At 59.1% G+C, this 19037-nt stretch carries 17 protein-coding genes; 3 read left to right on the top strand and 14 right to left on the bottom strand.

What is annotated here, in order from left to right:
• The 3 genes from guaB to ASC74_RS19220 form a co-directional block, all read right to left on the bottom strand.
• A complete protein-coding gene (guaB, locus tag ASC74_RS19230; RefSeq protein ID WP_056743214.1) occupies positions 1-1470 on the bottom strand; it encodes an IMP dehydrogenase in 1470 nt (489 codons plus the stop codon).
• 117 nt (positions 1471-1587) lie between these two features.
• Entirely contained in the window at positions 1588-2136 is a 549-nt protein-coding gene (locus tag ASC74_RS19225; RefSeq protein WP_056743212.1) for a hypothetical protein, read from the bottom strand.
• A 60-nt stretch (positions 2137-2196) separates the two neighbouring features.
• Entirely contained in the window at positions 2197-2964 is a 768-nt protein-coding gene (locus tag ASC74_RS19220) for a sulfite exporter TauE/SafE family protein (RefSeq protein WP_056743210.1), read from the bottom strand.
• Positions 2965-3148: 184 nt separating this feature from the next.
• Between ASC74_RS19220 and xseA the strand changes: the two genes are divergently transcribed.
• Positions 3149-4528 (top strand): exodeoxyribonuclease VII large subunit, encoded by a 1380-nt coding sequence (gene xseA / locus ASC74_RS19215; RefSeq protein WP_033061484.1) that lies wholly within the window; start codon positions 3149-3151, stop codon positions 4526-4528.
• Positions 4529-4531: 3 nt separating this feature from the next.
• Positions 4532-5353 (top strand): peptidoglycan DD-metalloendopeptidase family protein, encoded by an 822-nt coding sequence (locus ASC74_RS19210; RefSeq protein WP_056743208.1) that lies wholly within the window; start codon positions 4532-4534, stop codon positions 5351-5353.
• Positions 5354-5488: 135 nt separating this feature from the next.
• Here the strand turns inward: ASC74_RS19210 and ASC74_RS19205 are convergent, their stop codons facing one another.
• Positions 5489-5845 (bottom strand): hypothetical protein, encoded by a 357-nt coding sequence (locus ASC74_RS19205; RefSeq protein ID WP_056743205.1) that lies wholly within the window; start codon positions 5843-5845, stop codon positions 5489-5491.
• 398 nt (positions 5846-6243) lie between these two features.
• Between ASC74_RS19205 and leuA the strand changes: the two genes are divergently transcribed.
• Positions 6244-7923, top strand: a complete 1680-nt coding sequence (gene leuA / locus ASC74_RS19200) for a 2-isopropylmalate synthase (protein WP_008147766.1) — start codon at positions 6244-6246, stop codon at positions 7921-7923.
• A gap of 204 nt (positions 7924-8127) precedes the next feature.
• Here leuA and ASC74_RS19195 read toward each other — a convergent pair whose 3' ends face one another.
• From ASC74_RS19195 to rlmN, 10 genes are all read right to left on the bottom strand, one after another.
• Positions 8128-8919, bottom strand: a complete 792-nt coding sequence (locus tag ASC74_RS19195; protein ID WP_056743248.1) for an amidohydrolase — start codon at positions 8917-8919, stop codon at positions 8128-8130.
• A complete protein-coding gene (locus tag ASC74_RS19190; protein WP_056743204.1) occupies positions 8907-10055 on the bottom strand; it encodes a pyridoxal phosphate-dependent aminotransferase in 1149 nt (382 codons plus the stop codon). Before ASC74_RS19190 ends, ASC74_RS19195 begins: the two co-directional genes overlap by 13 nt.
• Before the next feature lie 170 nt (positions 10056-10225).
• Entirely contained in the window at positions 10226-11695 is a 1470-nt protein-coding gene (gene der, locus ASC74_RS19185; RefSeq protein ID WP_056743201.1) for a ribosome biogenesis GTPase Der, read from the bottom strand.
• A gap of 139 nt (positions 11696-11834) precedes the next feature.
• Positions 11835-12986 carry an outer membrane protein assembly factor BamB gene (gene bamB / locus ASC74_RS19180; RefSeq protein ID WP_056743199.1) on the bottom strand — a complete coding sequence of 384 codons (1152 nt, stop codon included), beginning with the start codon at positions 12984-12986 and terminating at the stop codon, positions 11835-11837.
• A complete protein-coding gene (locus ASC74_RS19175; RefSeq protein ID WP_056743197.1) occupies positions 12979-13620 on the bottom strand; it encodes a tetratricopeptide repeat protein in 642 nt (213 codons plus the stop codon). The genes bamB and ASC74_RS19175 overlap by 8 nt, the downstream gene beginning before the upstream one ends.
• 40 nt (positions 13621-13660) lie before the next feature.
• On the bottom strand, positions 13661-14950 hold the full coding sequence (gene hisS, locus ASC74_RS19170) for a histidine--tRNA ligase (RefSeq protein ID WP_056743194.1): 1290 nt from the start codon (positions 14948-14950) through the stop codon (positions 13661-13663).
• A gap of 24 nt (positions 14951-14974) precedes the next feature.
• A complete protein-coding gene (gene ispG / locus ASC74_RS19165; RefSeq protein WP_046046035.1) occupies positions 14975-16084 on the bottom strand; it encodes a flavodoxin-dependent (E)-4-hydroxy-3-methylbut-2-enyl-diphosphate synthase in 1110 nt (369 codons plus the stop codon).
• 3 nt (positions 16085-16087) lie between these two features.
• Positions 16088-17098 carry a RodZ domain-containing protein gene (locus ASC74_RS19160; protein WP_056743192.1) on the bottom strand — a complete coding sequence of 337 codons (1011 nt, stop codon included), beginning with the start codon at positions 17096-17098 and terminating at the stop codon, positions 16088-16090.
• A complete protein-coding gene (gene pilW / locus ASC74_RS19155) occupies positions 17098-17856 on the bottom strand; it encodes a type IV pilus biogenesis/stability protein PilW (RefSeq protein WP_056743190.1) in 759 nt (252 codons plus the stop codon). The genes ASC74_RS19160 and pilW overlap by 1 nt, the downstream gene beginning before the upstream one ends.
• A 12-nt stretch (positions 17857-17868) precedes the next feature.
• Positions 17869-19017 (bottom strand): 23S rRNA (adenine(2503)-C(2))-methyltransferase RlmN, encoded by a 1149-nt coding sequence (gene rlmN / locus ASC74_RS19150; RefSeq protein ID WP_033061468.1) that lies wholly within the window; start codon positions 19015-19017, stop codon positions 17869-17871.
• Positions 19018-19037 lie beyond the last annotated feature (20 nt).

The raw sequence follows: 19037 nt of genomic DNA, 5'->3' as shown, positions 1-19037 counted from the left end.
TCAACCTACGCGGTAGTTTGGCGCTTCTTTGGTGATCTGCACGTCGTGAACGTGGGATTCGGCCATGCCGGCACCGGTGATCCGCACGAACTCAGGCTTGGTGCGCATTTCTTCGATGTCGGCGCTGCCGGTGTAACCCATCGAGGAACGCAGGCCGCCCATCAGTTGATGGATGATGGCGCTCAGTGTGCCCTTGTAAGGAACACGCCCTTCGATACCTTCCGGAACCAGTTTCTCGGCGCCTGCCGAGGAGTCCTGGAAGTAGCGGTCGGAGGAGCCTTGAGCCTGGGACATGGCGCCCAGCGAACCCATGCCGCGGTAAGCCTTGTACGAACGACCCTGGAACAGTTCGATCTCGCCCGGCGCTTCTTCAGTACCGGCGAACATCGAGCCCATCATCACGCAGGAAGCACCGGCAACGATGGCCTTGGACAGGTCACCGGAGAAACGGATGCCGCCGTCGGCGATCAACGGAACGCCAGTGCCTTCAAGGGCAGCGGCGACGTTGGCGATGGCGCTGATTTGCGGGACGCCGACACCGGCGACGATACGGGTGGTGCAGATCGAGCCTGGGCCGATACCGACCTTGACTGCATCGGCGCCTGCTTCGGCCAAAGCCTTGGCGGCAGCGCCGGTGGCGATGTTGCCGCCGATGACCTGCACTTCAGGGAAATTCTGTTTGACCCAGCGAACGCGGTCGATCACGCCTTTGGAGTGACCGTGAGCGGTGTCGACCACCACCACGTCAACGCCGGCATTGACCAGGGCAGCTACGCGATCACCGGTGTCTTTACCGGTACCGACTGCAGCACCAACGCGCAGACGACCTTGGTCGTCCTTGCTGGCCAGCGGGTAAGCCTTGGCTTTTTCGATGTCGTTGACGGTCATCATGCCTTTGAGGGCGAATTTTTCGTCGACGATCAGCACGCGTTCAATGCGGTGTTTGTGCAACAGCTCGCGGACGTCGTTCTTGTCGGCGCCTTCCTTGACCGTGACCAGACGCTCTTTAGGCGTCATCACTTGACGGACGGTGGCGTCCAGACGGTTTTCGAAACGTACGTCACGGGAAGTGACGATGCCGACCAGGTCGCCATCGTGCAGGACCGGAACGCCGGAGATGTTGTGCATGCGGGTCAGTTCGAACAGTTCACGAACCGTGGCGTCAGCCTCGATGGTGATCGGGTCCTTGACCACGCCGGCCTCATAACGCTTGACCTTGCGCACTTCGGCAGCTTGCTGCTCGATGGTCATGTTCTTGTGGATAATGCCGATGCCACCTTCCTGAGCCATGGCAATTGCCAGACGGGCTTCAGTAACGGTGTCCATGGCGGCAGAAACCAGAGGAATATTCAGCTCGATGCCACGGGTTAGGCGGGTCTTGAGACTGACTTCGTTAGGAAGCACCTCGGAATAACCAGGCACTAGGAGAATGTCGTCGAATGTCAGAGCTTCTTGGCTGATACGCAGCATCGCGGGGGCTCCCGAGCGGGAAAATGGAAGCGCGCCATTATAGTCAGACACCCCCTCGGGTTCAATGTAAAACTCTGTCTATTATTAGCATTACTGATATACGGGGATTCTCGTCTCCTACAGCTCGACTTTCACCCAACTGACAGGCTGATCCAGCCAATCGGCAAATTCGTCGATAAAGCTCTGCTTGAACCCGGCCTCGGCCCAGTTGTTGAAGATAAAACCCAGGTTGGAAAAACCGCATTCCTGCAGGAAAAGAAAGCCATTGATGTCATCTTCATGCCCGCACTCCGGACACGTGAAGTTATCGGTGCGCCCCGGCATCCAGTCTTCCAGGCTGTCGAACAGCGCTTCGCCGACTTCCTTGCGGCACTCGGCGCAGCCCGCCTCTTCAAGGAAACCCTTGGCCGGCGTATAGATGCAGCGTTTGGTGATGATCTCCAGGCCATTGATCGGTTCGCCGAACGGCAACGCTTCAGGATGCAGCACGACAGCGCGGGCGCCGTCGCCGATGGCATGAGCCATGCGGTTGCCAGTGCGGCCACAAGTGGTCAGTTCTTCTTTAATGATGTTCTTGCGCACCAGCCAACGCACGACCGCCCGGGCCCGGGGTTCGTGCACCGGCAGTGTGGAGATTTTCGGGACAATAATGCTTTGCGAATTCATGGTGCGGCCTGCTGCAACGCTTTAACGAAGCCCGGCAGCATAAGCACCCAGCTTCAGAGGTCAAGCACTCAAATAGCGTCCGATCAAGGCGATTCCGCTGGCCAGCACCAACCAGGTCACCAGCCGCACAAACGCCTCGCGGGACAATCTCATGGTCAACCGCCGGCCGATCCACAGCCCCAATGCCATGGCCGGCAATAAACACAGCGCCAATACCAACAAGGGTAGCTCGGCGTACACGCCCGCGACAGCAAACAGGCTCAAGCGCACCACGGTGCTGCAACTGATCAGTGCACTCTGAGTCGCCCGGGCTGCCTCTTTGGGCAGGCGACTGTTCAAATAGATCGCATATAAAAAGCCGCCACTGCCAAACAATGCCCCGAACATCCCGCCCACCGTGCCCATTGGCACGGCCCAAGCAGCGGACAATTGCGTCGGACGGGTTTTGACCCACAGGCTATAAATCGCATAAGCGCTGATAAACAGCCCCATCAACAGCAACAACACATCGGATTTCAGGTTCAGTAGGAAAATAACCCCCAGCGTGCATCCGACAGCCATGCACGGCAGCAGGCGCAGCAATTCCGGCTTCGCCACATCCCGTCGCGAAGGCAGCAAATTACCGAACGCCGCGACGAAATCCAGCAGTACCAACAGCGGCACGATCTTCGACAGCGGCATGAACAGGATCAGAATCGGCCCCGCCACCAACGCGGTGCCGAAGCCGGCGATGCCGAACACGATGTAGGCCAGGGCAATGCCCAACGCGATTACCAGCCAGTCCGTAGCGCCGAATGGCCATTGGTGCAACAACTCAAGTACATTCATTCCATGCCTTCCCTGAATCCCGGAGCTGACTTTAAACCTGTGGGAGCGAGCTTGCTCGCGATAGCGATTTAACATTCAACATCACCGTCGACTGAAACACCGCTATCGCGAGCAAGCTCGCTCCCACAGGGGATTTTCGTTGGTGCATGGAGATTCAGCGCCGAATGCCTTTATCATGCGCCCCATGATTAAAGATCCCTTTGCAAGACTCGGCCTGGACCGTGAAGTCCTGACTGTCAGCCAGCTCAACGGCCGCGCGCGGGTGTTGCTCGAAGACGTGTTCAGCAACATTTGGGTCGAAGGTGAAATATCCAACCTCGCCCGTCCGGCGTCCGGCCACGTGTACTTCACCCTCAAGGACAGCGGTGCCCAGGTGCGTTGCGCACTGTTCCGGCAGAACGCGGCGCGAGTGCGTCAGGCATTGAAGGATGGCCTGGCGGTCAAGGTCCGCGGCAAGGTTTCGCTGTTCGAGGGCCGTGGCGACTATCAGTTGATCCTCGATACCGTGGAGCCGGCCGGTGACGGTGCGCTGCGTCTGGCCTTCGATGCGTTGAAGGAAAAACTCAGCGCCGAAGGCCTGTTCAGCGCCGAGCGCAAAGTGCCGCTGCCAGCGCATCCACAACGCATCGGCATCATCAGCTCGCCCACCGGCGCGGTGATCCGCGACATCATCAGCGTATTCCGCCGCCGTGCGCCGCAGATCCAACTGACGTTGATCCCCACTGCCGTGCAGGGCCGCGAAGCCACGGCGCAGATTGTCCGCGCATTGAAACTGGCGGACGCCCGTGGTTTCGATGCGCTGATCCTGGCCCGTGGCGGCGGTTCGCTGGAAGACCTCTGGTGCTTCAACGAAGAAGCCGTGGCCCGCGCCGTGGATGCCTGCGTGACGCCGATTGTCAGCGCCGTCGGCCATGAAACCGACGTGTCGATCAGCGACTTCGTGGCCGACGTCCGCGCCCCGACGCCGTCCGCCGCCGCCGAACTACTCGCGCCGGACTCCAGTGACCTGGTCCGTCGGGTCGAAAGCCTGCATCGACGCCTGGTGATGCGCATCCGCGACCGCTTGATGCGTGACCGTCTGCGCCTGGAAGGCATGTCTCGCCGCTTGCGCCATCCCGGCGAACGTCTGCGCCAGCAAGCGCAGCGCCTGGACGATCTGGACATGCGCATGCGCCGCGCCTTCGAACGCAGCCTCAATACCCGTCGCGAACGGTTGATCCGCCTGGAAACCCGCCTCGCCGGGCAACATCCGGGACGGCAACTGGCGATGCTCCGTCAGCGCCTAGACAGTCTTGCCGAACGCCTGCCCCGTGCCATGCGCGAAGGGCTAAAATCACGTCGCCTGCAACTGCAAAGCCAGATGCAGACGCTGCATGTGGTCAGCCCTTTGGCGACCCTCGGCCGTGGCTACAGCATTTTGCTGGACGAACGCGGCAACGCGATCCGCAACGCCGCGCAAACCCACAATGGTCAGCGCCTGAAAGCCAGACTTGGCGAAGGCGAACTGCAAGTGCGGGTCGAAGACAATCACCTGACGCCTGTCACCCTTTCTTTACTGGATTGATCCATGCCGCGTTTTTTAGCTCCGCTGCTGTTGCTGTGCCTGACCTTCAACGCCCACGCCGACAGCTACATCACCCGCCTGTTGAACAAACCGGTGCCGGGCGGCGTGGCCGTGGTGGATCTGGGTGCCTCTGCGCAGGCGCCGAAGGCCAGTTATCAAGGCAAACCCGTATTGGTGGTCAAGGAACAGAACAACTGGCTGGCGATTGTCGGTGTGCCGCTGACGGTTAAACCGGGCACGCAGCAGGTCAGCAGTGACGGTCGCACTCTGAATTTCAACGTGGGTAACAAGAAATACCCGGAACAGCACATCACCCTGAAGAACACGCAGCAGGTCAATCCGAACCCGGAGAATCTCAAGCGCATCGAGGGTGAGTTGGCCGAACAGATCCAGGCTTACCGCAGCTTCAGCCCGAACACCCCGAGCAACCTGTTGCTGGACAAACCGGTCAACGGCCCGCTGTCGAGCAAGTTCGGCGTGCGCCGCTTCTTCAATGGTGAAGAGCGTAATCCTCACGCCGGCCTGGACTTCGCCGTGCCTGCCGGTACGCCGATCAAGACCCCGGCGGCCGGTAAGGTGATTCTGATCGGCAACTACTTTTTCAACGGCAACACGGTGTTTGTCGACCATGGGCAGGGCTTTATCAGCATGTTCTGCCACATGTCGAAAATCGACGTGCAGGTTGGCCAGCAATTGGCCCGTGGTGGAGTGGTCGGGAAAGTGGGTGCCACCGGGCGCGCGACCGGGCCGCATATGCACTGGAACGTCAGCCTGAATGATGCGCGGGTGGATCCGGCGATTTTTATTGGGGCATTTCAGCCTTAAATAGTTGTTGAGGCTGATGGCCTCTTCGCGAGCAAGCCCGCTCCCACATTTGATCGGCGTGAACACATATTTTGTGTGCACCGAAAATCTAATGTGGGAGCGGGCTTGCTCGCGAAGGCGGCCTCATTGACGCCGCTATTCAGCCTCCAGATCCTCAATCCCATGGACTTCCCGGTCTGCCAGGCAGTGTTTGATCCAGGTTTGAGTTTCCTCCGAGAAGCCGGTCAACTCTTCAGGTGTGATCAACTCACGGGCACATAGCCCCAGCAAGTGAGAGCGGGCCTCATGTCGTGAAAACCTGAAAACTCCAAACGCCCAATAAATCTCTTTTTGCCCGGCTTTCAGCAGTTCTTCACTGGCTTCAATACGCTCGTAAGGTGCAATACTTTTATCCAGCACTGTGCGCTCGACCTCCTCCATGATCCGGATGCACAACCGCTCATGGGCCAACGGACGCAGCGCACTGTAAAGCTTCCAATCCGACTCGTTCATTGCCGACTCCTGCCTGCCAGTAGTCCTTGGTGAGGCTTTAAGAATAGCCGCGCTGACTCGCTCCATCACCGAAAGCCTTCAATTGCGCATCGCTCAAACCTCGCGCAAACATAAAAACAATCACCACCCTTCACCGCAATAAAATCTCGATAACCACGACTTTTCGAGGATTCCTCTCAATTTTTTTCGACCGCTTGCCATCCTTCACCCTCGCGGTTAGGGTTGAAGGCATGAAAACCTCTCACACCCTCATTCAGCTTCGCCAGCACCGCAGCCTGTGCCTTGTCAGTGCACGACTGCCAGGCTGAATCGCGGTGCCTCGTCCTACGCTTTATCCCCAGAACATTTGATCCACCGGCAGGCCGCCTTTTTTCGGCCCACACAATAAGGATTCCCCGATGAGCATGCTCAAAGACCCGTCTTCGAAATACCGCGCGTTCCCGACCATCGACATCCCGGACCGCACCTGGCCGTCGAAGACCATTACCGCCGCGCCGATCTGGTGCAGCTCCGACCTTCGTGATGGTAACCAGTCGTTGATCGAGCCAATGGACGCGGTCAAGAAGCTGCGTTTCTGGAAAACCCTGGTGTCGGTCGGTGTGAAAGAAATCGAAGCATCGTTCCCGGCGGCTTCGCAAACCGATTTCGACTTCGTGCGCACCCTGATCGAAGGCAACCACATTCCGGACGACACCACCATTCAGGTGCTGACCCAGGGCCGTGAAGACTTGATCGAGCGCACCTTCGAATCCCTGCGCGGGGCGAAGAAAGCCATCGTTCACCTGTACAACGCGACCTCCCCTTCCTTCCGCCGCATTGTCTTCAACCAGGACAAGGAAGGGGTCAAGGCCATCGCCGTGAACGCGGCCAAGCTGTTCGTCAAATATGCCGCCCAGCAGCCAAACACCGAATGGACCTTCGAATACTCGCCAGAAACCTTCAGCGCCACCGAGCTCGAGTTCGCCAAAGAAGTCTGCGACGCAGTCATCGAAGTCTGGAACCCGACGCCTGAGCACAAGGTGATTCTCAACCTGCCAGCCACCGTCGAATGCGCGACCCCGAACATCTATGCCGACCAGATCGAATGGTTCGGCCGTCACATCAACCGTCGTGACAGCGTGATCATCAGCCTGCACACCCACAACGACCGTGGCACTGGCGTTGCGGCTACCGAACTGGGCCTGATGGCCGGCGCCGACCGTGTCGAAGGCTGCCTGTTCGGCAACGGCGAACGTACCGGTAACGTCGACCTGGTGACCGTGGCGCTGAACCTCTACACCCAGGGCATTCACCCTGAACTGGACTTCTCCGACATCGACGGCGTGCGCAAAGTCGTCGAAGAATGCAACCAGATCCAGGTGCACCCACGTCACCCGTACGTCGGCGACCTGGTTCACACCGCGTTCTCCGGCTCCCACCAGGACGCCATCCGCAAGGGCTTCGCCCAGCAGAAACCGGACGCCCTGTGGGAAGTACCGTACTTGCCGATCGACCCGGCCGACATCGGCCGCAGCTACGAGGCGGTGATCCGCGTCAACAGCCAGTCGGGCAAGGGCGGTATCGCTTACCTGCTGGAACAGGAATACGGCATCAGCTTGCCGCGTCGCATGCAGATCGAGTTCAGCCAGGTTGTGCAGCGTGAAACCGACCGTCTGGGCCTCGAGATGACGGCTCAGCAGATCCACGCGCTGCTGCACAGCGAGTACTTGCAGGCCAACACCCCGTATGCGCTGGTCAGCCATCGCCTGCAGGAAGAAAACGGCCACAGCGCCGTCGAAGTGGAAGTTTCGGGCAAAGGTCAGGGTGAAACCAACCTGCACTGGCGTGGCAAGGGCAACGGTGCCCTGGAAGCGCTGGTGGCCGGTCTGCCGATTCCGGTTGAAATCATGGACTACAACGAACACGCCATCGGTTCGGGCACCAATGCCAAGGCGGCGGCCTACATCGAGCTGCGTGTGAACGGTGAACGTGCGGTGCACGGCGTCGGTATCGATGAAAACATCACCACCGCCAGCTTCAAGGCCCTGTTCAGCGCACTTAACCGCTCCCTGAGCCAGCCGGAAGCGAAAGCGGCGTAAGCCTTCGCTGAATTGCAAAAGGCCCCTAGGTGCGAACCTCGGGGCCTTTTTGTTTGCCTGGGGTTTTTGTATTGCCTGACAGGGCCTCTTCGCGAGCAAGCCCGCTCCCACAGTTGATCGATGTGAACACAGATTATGTGTAAACCCAAATCCACTGTGGGAGCGGGCTTGCTCGCGAAGAGGCCCTGTCAGGCAGCGACGATATCAGGTGAACTCAAACGTATCGGCATCCAGATTCGCCGGAAAGCGTGTCCGATAAGCCTGAAGATCTGCAGCGTTCAGAACGACCTGAAACACGCCATCTGCTTCGCCCGCACTGAGTAACGTCTCACCCTGGAAGTCCAGCACCTGACTGTCGCCGGTATACGCGAAACCTTTGCCGTCAGTACCAATGCGATTCACCGCCGCCACGTAGCAGAGGTTTTCAATCGCCCGTGCTGGCAGCAAACGGTTCCAGTGCTGACGCCGTGCCCCCGGCCAGTTGGCGGTGTACAGCAGCAAATCGGTGTCCTGAGCGTCGCGGCTCCAGACCGGAAAGCGCAGGTCGTAGCAAATCAGCGGACGCACTCGCCAGCCCTTGAGTTCGAACTGCACCTGACGTTCGCCGGGGGTGAAGTGGTTGTGTTCGCCGGCCATGCGGAACAGATGACGCTTGTCGTAGTACCACACCTCCCCGTCCGGCCGCGCCCACAACAGGCGATTGCGATGGCTGCCGTCAGCTGCCTGGACGATCACGCTGCCGGTGATCACCGCATCCAGTTTCGCTGCCTGGACCCGCAGCCATTTGCTGGTCGGACCATTTTCCGACTCGGCGAGGGTCTCGGACTCCATCGAGAAACCGGTGGTGAACATTTCCGGAAGAATGATCAGATCCGCCCCGCGAGCCTGTTCCAGCAACGGCTCGAAATGCTCCAGATTAGCCTGACGATCATGCCAGGCCAGGGTGGTCTGGATCAGCGCGATGTTCAGATTGGGTAGCGCACTCAGATCACGCATAGTTTTGCCGCTGCTTCACGCAGGGTCTCCTCGCGTTTGGCGAAGCACAAGCGCACCAGGCGTTGGCCTTCGGGCGGAGTCTGGTAGAACACCGAGATCGGGATGCTCGCCACGCCATGTTCGCGGGTCATCCACAACGCCATCTCGACGTCATTGAGGTCCGGGCGGATCTGCGAGTAATCGACCAATTGGAAATACGTGCCGGCCACTCGGGTGAAACTGAAGCGAGACGGCGCCAGCAGATCGCAGAACAGATCGCGCTTGGCCTGATAGAAAGCCGGCAGTTCTTCGACGTGTTCCGGGTGCTCGGCCATGAAGTCGGCCAAGGCGTATTGCAGCGGCGTTACACCGCAGAAACTGACGTATTGGTGAACCTTGCGCAGCTCGGCGGTGAGGGCCGGCGGTGCGACGACGTAGCCGGTTTTCCAGCCTGTGACGTGATAGGTCTTGCCGAAGGAGCTGACCACGAATGCACGCTGATACAGCTCTTGGTGATTCAGCACGCTGACGTGAGGCACACCATCGAACACCAGGTGTTCGTAGACCTCATCGCTGATGACATAGATGTCGCGGTCGCGGATCAACGCCGCCAGCTGATCCAGTTCGGCACGATTGATCAGCGCGCCGCTTGGGTTGTGCGGGGTGTTGAGGATGATCATCCGCGTGCGTGGGGTAATGGCTTCACCCAGCTTCTGGAAGTCGATGGCAAAGTCATTCAGGCCCAACTGCACATGAACGCAGCGACCACCGGCCAGCTCAACCGAAGGTTCATAACTGTCGTAAGCGGGATCGAAGACGATCACTTCGTCGCCGCTGTGGATAACCGCCTGAATGGCGCAAAAGATCGCCTGGGTTGCACCGGGCGTGACTGTCACTTCATGGTCGGCATCCACATTGACGCCGTAGCTGCGAGCGATCTTCGCCGCAATCTGCTGACGCAATGCAGGAAGGCCGGTCATCGGCGAATACTGGTTGTGGCCACTGGCGATATGCCGACCGACCGCATCGCACAGGGCCTGCGGCGCATCGAAATCGGGAAAACCCTGGGACAGGTTCAGCGCCCCGGTTTGCGCCGCGAGCTGAGACATCTGAGTGAAGATAGTGATGCCGACATTCGGCAGCTTACTGGTGATCATCGGTGATTCCCTGCTCTACACCCGGCTCTACGGCGGCACGGGAGAGCCCGAGAATAGCCCAAACGACAGGCATGAAAAAGGGCGCCATTGGCGCCCTCTTTACTTCACCGACTTGGACGCAGAGCGTCCGAGGCTGCATTCCCACGCGGAGCGTGGGAACGATCACTGAATCAGCGCTTGTCGCGGCGCTTCTTGTCGGCCTTTTTGTGGTGCGACATCATGCGACGCTTCTTGTTGACCTGGCGATCGGTCAGCGAGTTCTTGTTGCCTTCGTACGGGTTCTCGCCGCCCTTGAACTCGATGCGGATCGGCGTACCGACCAGCTTCAAGACACGACGGTAAGTGTTTTCCAGGTAACGAACGTAAGACTTCGGCACCTTCTCGATCTGGTTACCGTGAATCACGATGATCGGCGGGTTGGCACCACCCAAGTGGGCGTAACGCAGCTTGATCCGGCGGTTGTTGACCATCGGTGGCGCGTGCTCACCGACCGCATCTTCCAGAATCGTGGTCAGGCGGTTGGTTGGCCAGCGGGTGACCGCAGACTTGAACGAGTTCTGTACGGAGGCGTAGAGGTTGCCCACGCCCGTGCCGTGCAGGGCCGAGATGAAGTGAATGTCGGCGTAGTCAACGAAGAACAGTCGACGTTGCAGCTCGACCTTCACGAAGTCGCGCTCGCTCGGCGTCATGCCGTCCCACTTGTTGATCGCGATCACCAGCGCACGACCCGACTCAATGGCGAAGCCCAGCAGGTTGAGGTCGTGGTCGACCACGCCTTCGCGGGCGTCCATCACAAAGATCACCACGTTGGCATCTTTGATCGCTTGCAGGGTTTTGACCACGGAGAACTTTTCAACTTCTTCGTGGATCTTGCCGCGCTTGCGCACACCGGCGGTGTCGATCAGCGTGTACTTCTCGTCGTTACGCTCGAACGGGATGTAGATACTGTCGCGGGTGGTGCCGGGCTCGTCATAGACGATTACCCGGTCTTCACCGAGCATGCGATTGACCAGGGTCGACTTGCCGACGTTCGGGCGGCCGATGATCGCGATCTTGATCCCGTCTTTTTCGCTAGGGCCAGGAATGCGCTTGGCTTCCTCGCCTTCGGCAACGGTCTCTTCCTCGCCTTCTTCCAGCTCGTCATCGTCTTTCGGGAAGTCGCTCAGGGCGATTTCCAGCATCTGGGTGATGCCACGACCATGAGCACCGGCGATCGGGATCGCGTGGCCCATGCCCAACGGGGCGAATTCAGCGCGGGCCATTTCAGGATCGATGTTGTCGACCTTGTTGGCAACCACGTAAGAACGCTTGTTACGTTTGCGCAAATGCTCGGCGATCATCTGGTCGGCGGCGGTGAAACCGGCCTTGGCATCTACCAGGAACAGAACGACATCCGCTTCTTCAATGGCCAGCAGCGACTGCTCGGCCATTTTTTCGTCCATACCGTGCTCGTCACCGGAGATACCGCCGGTGTCGACCAGAATGTAGGAACGCCCTTGCCACTTGGCCTCACCGTATTGGCGATCACGGGTCAGACCGGACAAGTCACCGACGATGGCGTCGCGAGTCCTGGTCAGGCGGTTGAACAAGGTGGACTTGCCGACGTTCGGTCGGCCCACCAGGGCGATTACGGGAACCATGCGGCTCTCCACTTCGTTATTTCAGAAAATACAAAAGCCGCTGCTAGGCAGCGGCTGGTGCTCGGGGCAGCGCTTGAGGGCGCTGCGAACCCCTTGTTACGGGGCTGCCTGGGGTTTAACCCCAAGCATAGTCAAACCTTTACTTAATGGTCAGGGCTTCCAGTTTGCCGCTGTTGCCATACACATAAATCGTGTCACCCACCACCAGCGGACGGGCACGCAGGCCGTCGCTGTCGATGCGCTCGCGGCCGACGAAACGACCGTCCACCTGGCTCAGCAGATGCAGGTAACCTTCCATATCACCGACTGCAACGTAGCTGGAGAACACTTCTGGAGCCGACAGTTGACGACGGGCCAGCGAATCGTTGCTCCACAAAGCTGTGGTGGAACGCTCGTCGACGCCTTCAACGGTGCCCGAAGACAGGCTCACGTAGACGTTGCCAAAACCCTGGGCGACACCGGCATAGCTGGAAGCATCACGCTGCCAGAGCTGACGACCGCTTTCAAGATCCAGTGCCGCAACGCGACCCTGATAGCTGGCGACATACAGCGTACCGCCGGACAGCAGCAGGCCGCCGTCGATATCGACAACGCGCTCCAGTTCCGAACGACCTTGTGGAATCGCTACACGTTGTTCCCATACCGGCACGCCGTTGGAAATATCGAGAGCGACCACTTTACCGGTCGACAGGCCAGCCACCGCGAGGCGGTTGGTGACGATCGGCGCACTGGTGCCGCGCAGGGTCAATACCGCCGGAGTGCTGTCATACAACCAGCGCTGGGTGCCGGTAGCGGCATCCAGACCGATCAGACGGTCATCCTGAGTCTGAACTACAACGACATCACCGTTGTTGGCCGGCGGTGCGAGGACTTCACTGGACACGCGAGCGCGCCATTTCTCTTCACCGTTGATGGCGTCCAGGGCAACGATTTCACCCTTGATCGTACCGATCAGGAGCAGACCGTAACTGACGCCGACAGCGCCGGAAACAGACAGGTCGAGATCTTTCTTCCATTTGACGTCGCCATTGCTGCGATCCATCGCCATCACCACACCGGTGACGTCGGCGGCATAGATGGTATCGCCATCGATCGCCGGAACCAGCATGTTGTACGATTCGCCCTGACCGTCACCGATCGAACGACTCCACTGCTTTTGCAGAACCACTTCTTCTTTGAAGTCGGTCAACTCGGCTGGTGGCAGTTCTTTTTTGCTGTTGCTGCTGCAACCCGCGGCCAATATGGCCAGAGCCAGCAATGCTGCATGTTTCCAACGAATCACGTCACGCATCCCCTTTGGCCAGGTCGTCCAGCTTGATTTGTAGGCCACCCACTGCCGCTTCATCCGACAGCGCCGCCTTGGCTTTTTGATACGCCGCGTTCGCTTCGTCGGTACGACCCAACTGCACCAGCAGGTCGCCTTTGAGTTCTTCGCGAGTGGCCAGGAATGCTTTATCGGCATCACCTTCGAGCAGTTTCAGGGCTTCATCGGCCTTGTTCTGCGCGGCCAGCACCTGCGCCAGACGCTGACGAGCAATTTCGCCCAGCGCCGGGTTGGCCGGTTTGGCAACAATGGCTTTCAGCTCGCTGGCTGCGTCATCCAGCTTGCCGCTGTCGACCGCGACTTTTGCCACGAACAGGCTGCCGTACTGCGCGTAAGCGCTACCGCCGAACTCGCTGTTGAGCTTACTGGCCAGGTCCGCAACACGGGCGGCATCAGGCTTGCCGTCTGGCGTCAGCGTGGTTTCCAGCAGTTGCTGATAGAGCATCGAGGCGCCTTGCGACTGATTGCTCTGATACTTGTGAAAGGCCTGCCAGCCGAACACGATGACCAGCGCCAACAGGCCGCCAGTGACCAGGGGCTTGCCGTTGCGTGTCCACCAGTCCTTCAAATCCGACAGCTGTTCGTCTTCGGTACTCGACACCCCAATACTCCTTAATCGCTAAATCGGCTGTTTGACAGCTTCAACCCTGCACGACGCAGGTGGCCAGGTGTGCAGCAAGCGCATCCCAGGCAATGCTTTGTTGTTCGCCCTGGCCACGCAGGGGTTTGAAACCTACCACTTGCTGGGCCATTTCGTCGTCACCGAGGATCAGCGCGTACAACGCACCGCTCTTGTCGGCTTTCTTGAACTGGCTTTTGAAGCTGCCGGCGCCGGCATTCACTTGCAGGCGCAGGTTGGGCAATTGATCACGAACACGTTCACTCAGGGCCAGGCCGGCCAGCTCGGCGGCTTCACCGAAGGCGCAGAGGTAGACGTCGACCTGACGGGAGATCTCTTCCGGGATCTGCTCCAGGGTTTCAAGCAACAGCACCAGGCGCTCGATGCCCATGGCGAAACCAACGCCCGGGGTCGGCTTGCCGCCCATCTGCTCCACCAGACCATCGTAACGACCACCGGCACACACGGTGCCTTGAGCGCCCAACTGGTCGGTGACCCATTCGAAAACAGTCTTGCTGTAGTAATCCAGCCCGCGAACCAGCTTCGGGTTGATCACGTAAGGAATGCCGGCGGTGTCCAGGCGAGCCTTGAGGCCCTCGAAGTGCACGCGGGATTCTTCGTCGAGGTAGTCGGCCATTTCCGGCGCGTCGACCAGCACGGCTTGAGTGTCAGCGTTCTTGGTATCCAGGACCCGCAAAGGGTTGGTCTTCAGGCGGCGCTGGCTGTCTTCGTCCAGCTTGTCCAGGCGGGCCGACAGGAACTCGACCAGCGCTTCGCGATAACGACCGCGGGACTCGGCGGTGCCCAGGCTGTTGAGTTCGAGCTTGACCGCATCACGGATGCCCAGCTCGCCCCACAGGCGCCAGGTCAGCACGATCAGCTCGGCATCGATGTCCGGACCGTCAAGGTTGAAGACTTCGCAACCAATCTGGTGGAACTGGCGATAACGGCCTTTCTGCGGACGCTCGTGGCGGAACATCGGGCCGATGTACCAAAGTTTCTGCACCTGGCCACCGCCGGTGATGCCGTGCTCAAGCACCGCACGCACACAGGCCGCCGTGCCTTCAGGGCGCAGGGTCAGGGAGTCGCCGTTGCGGTCGTCGAAGGTGTACATCTCTTTTTCGACGATGTCGGTCACTTCACCGATGGAGCGTTTGAACAGCTCGGTGAACTCGACGATCGGCATACGGATCTGCTTGTAACCGTAGTTATCCAGCAAACGCGAGACGGTGCCTTCGAAATGACGCCACAGGGGAGTCTGCTCGGGCAGGATGTCGTTCATGCCACGTATGGCTTGCAGAGACTTGCTCACTATAAATCCTTAAATTCGTTCGACTTAGCCGCGCGCAATGACTGCTGCGTCAGCTGCGACCTTTTCGGCCGCTTTCTGACGGATCAAGCGTTCAAGCTCATCCACCAGATTGTCATTCGTCAGTTTCTGCGACGGCTTGCCGTCGATGTAAATCAGGTTTGGTGTGCCGCCGGTCAAGCCGATATGGGCTTCCTTGGCCTCGCCCGGCCCGTTGACCACGCAACCGATGACCGCGACATCCAGCGGCACCAGCAGGTCTTCGAGGCGCCCTTCCAGCTCGTTCATGGTTTTGACCACATCGAAGTTCTGCCGCGAGCAACTCGGGCAGGCGATGAAGTTGATGCCACGGGAACGCAGATGCAGGGATTTGAGAATGTCGTAGCCGACTTTCACTTCCTCGACCGGGTCGGCCGCCAACGAGATGCGAATAGTATCGCCAATCCCTTCGGCGAGCAGCATACCGAGGCCCACGGCGGATTTCACCGTGCCTGAACGCAAACCACCGGCTTCGGTGATGCCCAGGTGCAACGGCTGAACGATTTCCTTGGCCAGCAAGCGGTAAGCGGCGACGGCCATGAACACGTCGGAGGCTTTCACGCTGACCTTGAAGTCCTGGAAATTCAGGCGCTCAAGGTGCTCGACGTGACGCAGGGCAGATTCAACCAGCGCAGCCGGAGTCGGCTCGCCGTATTTCTTTTGCAGGTCTTTTTCCAGGGAACCGGCGTTCACGCCGATACGGATCGGAATCCCGCGATCACGGGCGGCATCGACTACCGCACGCACGCGGTCTTCGCGACCGATGTTGCCCGGGTTGATTCGCAGGCAGTCAACGCCCAGTTCGGCTACGCGCAGAGCGATCTTGTAGTCGAAGTGGATGTCGGCAACCAAAGGTACTTTGACCAGCTTCTTGATCTTGCCGAAGGCTTCGGCGGCATCCATATCGGGTACGGAAATTCGCACGATATCGACGCCAGCCGCTTCCAGACGATTGATCTGGGCCACGGTGGCGGCGACGTCATTGGTGTCGCTGTTGGTCATGCTCTGCACAGCGATAGGCGCATCGCCGCCAACAGGCACGTTACCGACCCAGATCTTGCGGGATTCGCGACGTTTGATTGGAGATTCGCCGTGCATGACTTATTGACCCAACTTCAGGCGAGCAGTCTCGCCACTGGTGAACGGAGCGACATCAACCACCTGACCGTTGTAACTGACCTGCGCGCCACGGGCGAAGCCCAGACGCACGGAAAACGGTGGCTTGCCGCTCACGGAAACGTTTTCGCCTTTACGCTTGAGACCACTCAACAGCACCTTGCCGGTGCCATCGGTCACTTGCGTCCAGCAATCGGAAGTGAATTGCAATTGAACCTGGCCCTGACCGGCAGCCGCGGCTGGAGCGGGAATGGTCGGAGTAACCGAAGCGCTCGCAGGCGGGGTCGATACAACGGGAGCAGTCGGGGCTGGCGCGGCCGGAGTTGCGACAACCGGAGCGGCGCTATGCGTCGGTGCAACAGGCGTTGGTGCTGGCGCAGCAGGCACGATCGCTTCAGCTTCGGCCGGTGCTTCAGTGGAGTTCTCGGCTTGCGGCAACGCAAGAGCGGTTGTGCCTTCAGCCTGACCTTCCGCGACGGCCTGGTCTTCCGGCTCGTCCAGCGGATGGATCTGGGTGGTGCCGTCAGCGCCTTCGACTTCAACGTGTTCCGGGCTCAGGCTCGTCAGGTCTTTGGTGCGCAATGAGGTTTGATCCTGCCACCAGACAAAACCACCACCAATCACTGCGATCAGCAACAGCAGGCTGACAATTCGCAAAATGGTGTGGGAAACCCGAACTGGCTCTTCGATACGCCCCAGGCTATGAACGTTGCTGCCCTGGGAGTCGGTGCCGGTGGATTGGTCGAACTGTTGGACCAGTACGGTTTGATCCATGCCGAGCAGTTTCGCGTAGGCGCGAATATAACCGCGAGCAAAGGTATGCCCAGGCAGCTTGTCGAAAGCGCCGGCTTCCAGATTGCTCAGGGAGTTGACGGTGAGGTTGAGCTTGAGGGCCACTTCGGCCAGCGACCAGCCATTGCTTTCGCGAGCCTGGCGCAAAGTCTCACCGGGATTAACGCGATTCGCTGCTACAACTTCGGGATGCGCCGCTTTCATCATTGCTCCGACAGGTATTGCTGATATTCCGGCGTACCGGGATAGAGTCGTTTTAGTTGCAGGCCAAAACTGGCGGCCTTGTCGCGATCATCAAACACTTTTGCCAGCCGAACGCCGAGCAATAGACTACGTGCATTTTGCTCGGTGAGCTGGCTAAAACGATCGTAATAGTCACGCGCGGGCACATAATGCCTGTCTTCGAAGGACAACTCAGCCATTTCCAGCAATGCACGTGGCTGTTGGCGATTCAAACGCAGGGCTTTTTCAAGCTGCTGCTGGGCCAGATCACGCTGCCCCAGCTTCGAAGCGGTCATTCCGAGGTTCTCGAACACCCGCGAACGCTCAGGATACAAGGTATCGGCGGCGGCCTGTTCAAAGCGCTCGTACGCCTCTTTGTAGCGTTTCTCTTCGAAAAGAAAACTGCCGTAGTTGTTCAGGATTCGCGCATCGTTGGGGCGGGAAGACAGCGCCTTGCGAAAATGCTGATCCGCCAGCTCCGGCTCCATCTCGGCCTGGAATACAAGACCCAGCGCAGCGTTGGCATCCGGATCCGAGTCATCCAGATCCAGCGCTTTCTTCAACGGTACTTTCGCCCGTTCGGTCATGCCCTGCTGCAAGTACCCCAAGCCCAGCTGCACATAGGCAACGCGCGCTTCATCGCGGCCCTTGCTGGTCTTCATCGGGTTGAAATCGCCCGACAGGACACAGCCAGCACACAGGCTGGCCAACAGCAAAAGCAGCGCTAAGCGCAGGGACATAGAGATCCTCTCTTAATTATTGTTCGCAGCGTTCTGTGCGATATCGTTTTCGGCGCTTAACTCACGCACGGCGATATAACGCTCGCTGCGACGGGTGCGATCCAGCACCTGTCCTACCAATTGGCCACACGCGGCATCGATGTCTTCACCGCGGGTGGTGCGTACGGTGACATTGAAGCCGGCATGGTGAAGCTGATCCTGGAAACGACGAATCGCGTTGTTGCTCGGGCGCTCGTAACCGGAATGCGGGAACGGGTTGAACGGAATCAGGTTGATCTTGCACGGGATGTTCTTGAGCAACTCGATCATTTCGACCGCGTGTTCGACCTTGTCGTTGATGTCCTTGAGCAACGTGTACTCAATGGTCAGCACGCGCTTCTCGCCCAAGGACGACATGTAGCGCTGGCACGACTCGAGCAGCATCTTAAGCGGATACTTCTTGTTGATCGGCACCAATTGGTTACGCAATGCGTCGTTCGGTGCGTGCAGGGACAACGCCAGGGAGACGTCGATGTGCTTGGACAGCTCATCGATCATCGGCACCACACCCGATGTAGACAGGGTTACGCGGCGCTTGGAGATCCCGTAGCCCAGGTCATCCATCATCAGATGCATGGCAGCCACGACGTTGTCGAAGTTCAGCAGCGGCTCACCCATGCCCATCATCACCACGTTGGTGATGGCACGGTCGGCGGTTGCCGGGATGCTGCCGAACGATTTATTCGCGATCCACACCTGGCCGATGACTTCGGCGGCGGTGAGGTTGCTATTGAAACCTTGCTTGCCGGTGGAGCAGAAACTGCAATCCAGGGCACAGCCTGCCTGGGACGAAACGCACAAAGTGCCGCGTTTGCCCTGGGGAATGTACACGGTCTCGACGCAGCTGCCGGACGCCACGCGCACCACCCACTTACGGGTGCCGTCGGTGGAGATGTCCTCGCTGACAACTTCAGGACCACGAACCTCGGCAATAACCTTGAGCTTGTCGCGCAAGGCCTTGCTGACGTTCGTCATGGCGTCGAAATCATCGACGCCAAGGTGGTGAATCCATTTCATTACCTGACCGGCACGGAAACGCTTCTCCCCGATTGAGTCGAAGAATTTTTCCATTTCCAGCTGAGTCAGACCCAGCAGGTTGGTTTTTACAGTCGATGTAGTCATGGATTCACCTTCACTCTTAA

It is taken from the genome of Pseudomonas sp. Root329, assembly GCF_001424925.1.
Taxonomy (GTDB): Bacteria; Pseudomonadota; Gammaproteobacteria; order Pseudomonadales; family Pseudomonadaceae; genus Aquipseudomonas; species Aquipseudomonas arabinosi.
The sequence above is the reverse complement of the archived record's forward strand: the minus strand, read 5'-3'. Positions and strand labels throughout refer to the sequence as shown.